Origin of the sequence: Microcoleus sp. S13_C3, assembly GCF_036700905.1 — a bacterium.
Classification (GTDB): domain Bacteria; phylum Cyanobacteriota; class Cyanobacteriia; order Cyanobacteriales; family Microcoleaceae; genus Microcoleus.
In genome coordinates, this window is the sequence record NZ_JAUBPT010000258.1 from 1 (window position 1) to 6,572 (window position 6,572).

Genomic DNA, 6,572 nt, shown 5'->3' on the forward strand with positions numbered 1-6,572 from the left:
CCCGCCCGTCCTTTTTGGACGGGCGGGACGCCCATCCCACTTTCAAGAGTGGAAGTTATTTAATTCTCATTCCTTATCTTATTTCGGCAAAGGCTCCAATATTTTCTCAGAATGACTTGCTGCAACCGCCGCAAATAAAGCTTCATAATGATTCAAAGCTTCCTCAAATCCGTAATTCTCCACAGCATAATTTCTGCCTTGCTCGCCCAACGCATCCACCTTAGCAGGGTGCAAGTACAAATCCTCAACAGCCTCCGCCAAAGCCTCCGGATCTTCCGGCGCTACCACCACCCCGCCACCGCTTTGCTGCACAGCTTTGTGGGCAGTACCAGTTTCGGGAACCGACGCCAAAATAGCCCTGCCGCTGGCGAGAATTACTTGAATTTTTGAAGGCATATTGAAGTTAGTAACGCGGCGCTTTTGTACAACTAAACTAACATCAGCAGCAGCTAACAATTCTGGCAATTTTTCTCGCGGTTCAAATGGTAGCAGCATTACATTATTAGCTTTGTAAGTTTCGCAATCTTGTTGCAAGCGCGCCAAGGCTGTTGATTCCCCCACAATTACAAAAGCGATTTCGGGTATGTGTTTCAAACGAGCCGCTGCTTGGACAACTGTTTGCAAGCCTTGAGTTAGGGCAATGTTGCCAGCATAAAGAACGACAAATTTGCCATTAAGTTTGTGAGTTTCTCGAAATGAGTTATTTTCCTTGGGTAAAGGGCGAATGAAATTAACATCAACCCAATTGGGAACGCAAACTATTTTTTCGGGGGGTACTCCTTGAGAGTGCAATTTGGTGACAAAACCGCTGTCGATGACGCTAACTTGGCTGGCTGTGCAGTATGCCAATTTTTCCAAAGCGTCAGCAATGCGAACTAGCAGTCCGTTTTTTTTGACCAAGCCGACGCGCACGGCTGCTTCTGAGACGATATCCTGAACGTTGAGGACGATCGGGCAAGCGCGAGTCCAGCCGTAAAAGGCGACTGGGACGCAAATCGGTAAAGGGGGCATTGTCGAGAAAATCACGTCGGGACGCCAGCCTCTGAAGGCTTGGACGGCGCTGGAGACGACAAAACTGCCGTCTAGCACAAGTCGATCTAGGAGGCTGGGGTGGGGGCCGTTGACGCGCAGATAGCTGCGCTGAATTGTGACGCCGTTGTGTTCTTCGGTGAGGTAAAATTGGCCCTCATATGGCGGATAAATCCGGCGCTGGGGATAGTTGGGCATTCCTGTGACGACTCGGACTTGGTGCCCCCGCTTGACTAGGCCTTGCGCTAGTTCTGTCATCAGGGGGGCAATGCCGATCGGCTCTGGATAGTAGTTATAGGAATAAATTAGAATACGCATAATATTTATTTTGAAGCCAATTGTCCTGCAGCCGCGTGCATCGAGCCTGCACCCGCAGAATTGCAGAGGATGTGGTTGGGTTCCGGGTAGGACAATAGGGGGCGAGGGATCTTCCACTCCGGGCGAAAGAAGCCGCCCTTACCGGGCGGGTATCGCGCCCTCAGGTAATGTTTTTTCGCATTACCAGGCAGTTGCGGCGATCGTCGGTACGGATATACCGAAGGTCGTCTGTGAGCTTGTACATGAACACCAGTCCCCTTTCTCCTTCTCTGTCCAAAGGATCGCGCTGCTCTTGCATGATCGAGTGCAGCTTTGCTTCTAAGTTGAAGGGTTGACCCCTGTCCCAAATCCTAATTTCTAAGTAATCGGCAAACACTTTTACCTCAATGTCTATGGGCGTCGTGGGGGGCAAGTTCTTGTGAGCGTGGCGGACAGCGTTTGTAAAGCCTTCGTTGATGATCAGCCGACACTGCCACCAGAAATCCGCTGGCAACAGGGGCAAAACGATATTCTCCAACCATTCCAAAACGGATGTTAAAGCATTCAGGTCTGTTTCAACCTGAATGTGCGGCTCTGCCTTTGGTTGCTTGTCTTTCATCTTTCTTCCCCCAGGTCGGCCCCCACCACCGCTGTACTCAGCGGCGGAGGGAGAGAAAAAGGAGGGCAAGGTCTTGGCAACATATTAGTTAAGTCAAGCTTGAGTTGAAGAAGCCCGTTTTGCCTCAAGGTGAGCATTCCTTTCGCACCATTTACTCGCACAGCAAATGAGAGACTTCCGATACTGTAAGCCGCCTCGGTAGGGCGTTTAAATAGGGAAAATTTCCGAGTCAGCTTGCGAGGCAGTGATTTGATCTTCGACCGTGTTAGCAGTCGCTACTTTTCTAAACACAGGTGAGTTCTTCTCGTCCTCGAAAATCATGCTGGGAGCATTTGAGTATGACTGGAACTGGCTAATTGCTAATTATTAATGCTCTGATTGCAGAGCTGGCAACTAGCTGTCCATTTTCTGGGCGTGTGAATTTTAACACTTAATGCTAACGTAGGTATTGCTAGCGATCGTCTCCTTGACTAAGTATCAAGTTTGAGTTCCCGCCGCCCGTCGGCAACAGCACCTGAAAGTTCAGGGCTTGGTTGTTGAGGGCTCCTACACAGCGCCACTATTTTTGTTAAAAAGGACTGTTACAGTTTTAACAATTAGTTTCAAGTCATACACCAGGCTCCAGTTTTGTTGGTATTTTAAATCTAAACGGATGACATCTTCAAAATCGCGGACTTGAGAGCGACCGTTGACTTGCCATTCCCCGGTCATCCCGGGTTTGACATCCAAACGCTGCCACTGAGGGACTTCGTAGCGCTCAACTTCGTCTGGGGTAGGCGGTCTAGTGCCGACTAGACTCATTTCGCCTTTGAGCACGTTCCAAAACTGCGGCAGTTCGTCGAGGCTGGTTTTGCGTAAGATGCGCCCGACTTTGGTAATCCGCGGGTCGTTGTCATTTTTGAAAAATGCGCCAGAAGCTTGGTTTTTGATTTGGTCTTTCATGGCTTCGGCGTTGGTACACATCGATCGAAATTTCCAAATCCGAAATTGTCTGCCCATCCAGCCACAGCGGGTTTGACCGAAAAATATCGGGCCTGGATCGTTGATAGTGATGGCTGCAGCTATGGGTACGAACAAAATTCCTGTAATCACCAAACCGACTATTGCCCCAACAATGTCTATCAGCCGCTTCACCCACGATTGCACTGAAGGGTGGGTCATCGGTAGGTGATTGTCCGAGGGGTTAGTCTCTGTGGGAGTTGAGGTTGCAGAGGGCTGCTCGATAGTCAGCACTTGATCTAGGCTGGTGAGAGCAAATACTGCCATCACCTGCGGCTTGAGGCTTCGGAGCACCAAGTCACTCTCTCGCTGTTTGGCAAATTTCAGATTGCTGACTAAAGCACCGATCCCGCTACTGTCGATGAATGTCGTCTGACTGAAGTCTAGGACAATCTTGCTGGGAACGGTGCTGCCCGAAAAAAGTTGCTGGCAGGTTGTCTTGAAGTTTACGGCTTCAAGTACGCTCAAGCGCACGGGTATGTGAACTGAGGGAATCTCGTCCGAGTACGTTACCCGAAAATCTGCCTCTGGGGTTTGACTGACCATGAAGTCCTGGTTTCAAATTTCAAGCTGATGTCTTTAGCCTATTGTGTCCTAGCAACTCCACCTTTACCAAATATTATGGTTAACAAAAGGCTAGCTTTATAAAAACTTTATACAAACCCCTGCCCACTCGCCCGCGGAGAATGATATCAAAGGCAAAAATAGACTTATAGCCTTTCGAGCTCTCATATGAGGTACTCATGGGCATAGGGCATAGGGCATAGGGCATAGGGCATAGGGCATAGGGCATAGGGCATACCTCACCACGCTTGAGAACCGCTATAAGTCTATTTTTGCCAGTTTTGGCCCAAAGATTTTTGAACGCAGTCGCTGTCAAACTTTGACATCGGAATCAAAATTTTTGTGGATTCAGGCCCCTTAATCTTGTCGTTAATAATTTTCCTGCCTCTCTTGCACCGGATAACTATCGCAGTTAACAGTTAACAGCTAACACAGAAGTCAACAGTTAACCGTTAACTGGAAAACCCCGTACCAAGCCTCGGGGGATGAGGTTAAGAATTGTAGACGTTTTCTGACTGGGATGTTTCGCGGGTGATGGGTTTGACTTTGGCTTTGGCTTTGGCTGCGTTGCGTTTGAGGGCCTGCAGACGAGCTTCGTATTTAGCCCGCTGCTGTTTTTTGGAGGTTTGCTCGATTAAGGTTTTTAAGGCGCTGCCGAGGCTTTTGTAGGCGTTTGGGAGAGTGTAGCCGAAGCGGGTGGCTAGGGCGAGGGCTTTTTCGTCGGCGTCTATTGCTTCTTTTAAACTTTTCTCTCCGTTGTTTTTTTGGAAAAGTCTCCAGCCGGAGACGCCGCACAGGGATAGGGCCAGTAACAGCAGCAAGCCGTCTTGCACCCAAAGTTCGCCGACGGCGCCGCCTAAACCAATGGCGAGGGCTGCCATTTCCCAACCGTCTCTGGGAATGGTGTCGTTTTGGATTCTGGCGACTTCGTGCCAAAATAGGAGGTTGCGCTGATCCATTGCTAGCTGTTCCCAGCGGATCAGGTCTATTTGGATTTCTACCTGGTCTTTGCCTATTTCTTCGCTGCGGATCAGGGTAGGATTAACTTCTATTGTTTTTTCTACTGTTACCCAACTTTGGAGTTCTGGGGGCAGTATGTTTTTCAAGCGCCGGATCTCACTCATCTCGGCTCTTGCTGTAGAGGTTGCATAGGATGTCATAGCTCCGGCCTATTGATTTTCCAAAGGTTAATATGTGTCTGTTTCTGGAGTATAGCAAACCTTTAATGCAAATATAGTCGAGTAACAGGGGTCGATCGACCAATACTTGCAATTTTACTTGATTTTACTCTCAGGGGGCGATCGCAACTGCCGACTCGATCCTTGACTTTCGACTATTTCATCAACGGTTCGATTTCTTGCCGCAATTTCGACCAAGCCGACAACACTTCCGGCTTAGAAGTTATGCCTTTTTGAACTAAAACAACTCCGTCAAATACTTCAGCAATTCCGTACAAACCATTCCGCAGAGCTTCATCGGTAAAACGCACTCCCCCCCGAACTCTACCTCGGTCAACCTCAGCTTTCAAATTATTTTGCTTCAACTGCCACAAATCTAACAGCGCATAATCAATATCAACAACTTTTCCCTCTTCGTCTTTCATCTGCATCACTTCTAAACGGATGATGTTCCGGCGGCCAGAAAGGTGGGAAACGATATAACCGCTGGTAGAAACGCTAGCATCTTGGGGAATCAAACTTAAGACTTTTTTGACATTAGCTGCGTGTCCGAGTTGAGCCGGCAAAGATTGATAAACCCAAGGTTGAAAAGAATAAGGAGAGATGAAATACAAAGCTCGATTCGGATTGGAAGTGTACGTAAGCAGTATTGACAGACCGATACACCCAATCCAGAAGCGGTGGAACCTGGGTTTGAATTTATCTTGATGTTGCGACCACCACAGGATTGTACCGTAAAACAACCCCGGAATTATAGCAAATGTGTAGCGGGTGTTGATACCAGTAGCGGCCTTATTAACAACTTGCAGCAACAGAACCAGTAAAGGAAAAACAGTCATTAACCAGGCGCTAGGAGTAATCACAGGTACAAAGGCTAGCGGCAACCAATGACCTAAAAGATATAAAATTCGCCTACTTGCATCTTTAAAAAATACTTCTATTATAAGATGAGGTTGACTGATAATCGCCCAAAGCAGTTCTAGTGTTGACGGGTTCTCGGTTTTGACAAATTTCCTAAAGTAAGTAGCTAAGTACAAGCGGGAATTGTCAACCGAAAACATCGGCATAATTGTATTAGTTATGAACACCACGTAGCTAAAGCTGATAGCGCACAAAGCTATGCCGACGCGGGGGTAGCGCCGACTGACAATTAAATACGATCCGATGCCAAACAAGCTAATTCCAGCATCTTCGCGAGTGCCTAATGTTAAAACTGCGAACAGCCAAAATAGCGGCCAGCGCTGCTTTTCTAATGCTAGGAGCAAGCTAAATAGAAATAGAGGAATTTGGCAGTGTTCGTAAAAATTTCCCAGCGTCGGGCCGATGACACCATTTGCTCCGTAATAGCTGGCTACTATCATTACCGACAGGGGAACAGATAGATAGTGTCTTGCTAAGAAATACAGCACTATTCCGGCTGCGGCAATTAAAGCAACTTGTAAGACTATCAGGGTAATGGGAGATGGAAATAAGGCATAAATCGGCATCCAAATCAGAAAATCGATGACGAAGTGTTGCCCTAAATGAATGTAAGATGGGTAGGAAAGTTGTCTGTCCATCAGCGAGGCGCTGGAGGCGGCTGAGGACATTGAACTTTGAAAAAATCGACCGTGTATGCTATTCCAAAATACTTGGTTAAATAGACCGTGATCGTAGGTGGATAAGAAGCTTTCGTAGCGAATTATGCTAAAAGTTAAAACTAATACAAAAAAGATGGTTGCTAGGATTTTAACTTGACGCAATCCTGTTTGATTGTTCCAGTAGTAGAGAGGTTTAAATTTCATAGTTTTTGCTGAACGCGATATTTGCTGGGAGCATCTCACCTTTGCAGCCCTCCGCTAGAAATTGGAGTTTTGAGGCAGGAGGCAGGAGGCAGGAGGCAGAAG

General features: G+C 47.6%; 5 protein-coding genes. All 5 read right to left on the reverse strand.

Features of this window, described 5'->3' with window-relative positions; genetic code table 11:
• Nucleotides 1–78: 78 nt before the first annotated feature.
• Nucleotides 79–1,347 (reverse strand): glycosyltransferase family 4 protein, encoded by a 1,269-nt coding sequence (locus QUA16_RS34990; protein ID WP_333109233.1) that lies wholly within the window; start codon nt 1,345–1,347, stop codon nt 79–81.
• A 160-nt stretch (nt 1,348–1,507) separates the two neighbouring features.
• Nucleotides 1,508–1,945: an ATP-binding protein gene (locus QUA16_RS34995; RefSeq protein WP_333109235.1), complete on the reverse strand. Its 438-nt coding sequence runs from the start codon at nt 1,943–1,945 to the stop codon at nt 1,508–1,510.
• Nucleotides 1,946–2,491: 546 nt separating this feature from the next.
• On the reverse strand, nt 2,492–3,490 hold the full coding sequence (locus QUA16_RS35000; protein WP_333109237.1) for a sugar transferase: 999 nt from the start codon (nt 3,488–3,490) through the stop codon (nt 2,492–2,494).
• 509 nt (nt 3,491–3,999) lie between these two features.
• The gene (locus tag QUA16_RS35005) at nt 4,000–4,668 is read right to left on the reverse strand and encodes a DUF3318 domain-containing protein (protein WP_333109239.1); all 669 of its coding nucleotides are present in this window, start codon (nt 4,666–4,668) and stop codon (nt 4,000–4,002) included.
• A gap of 173 nt (nt 4,669–4,841) precedes the next feature.
• The gene (locus QUA16_RS35010) at nt 4,842–6,470 is read right to left on the reverse strand and encodes a DUF2079 domain-containing protein (protein ID WP_333109241.1); all 1,629 of its coding nucleotides are present in this window, start codon (nt 6,468–6,470) and stop codon (nt 4,842–4,844) included.
• Between the last annotated feature and the right edge of the window lie 102 nt (nt 6,471–6,572).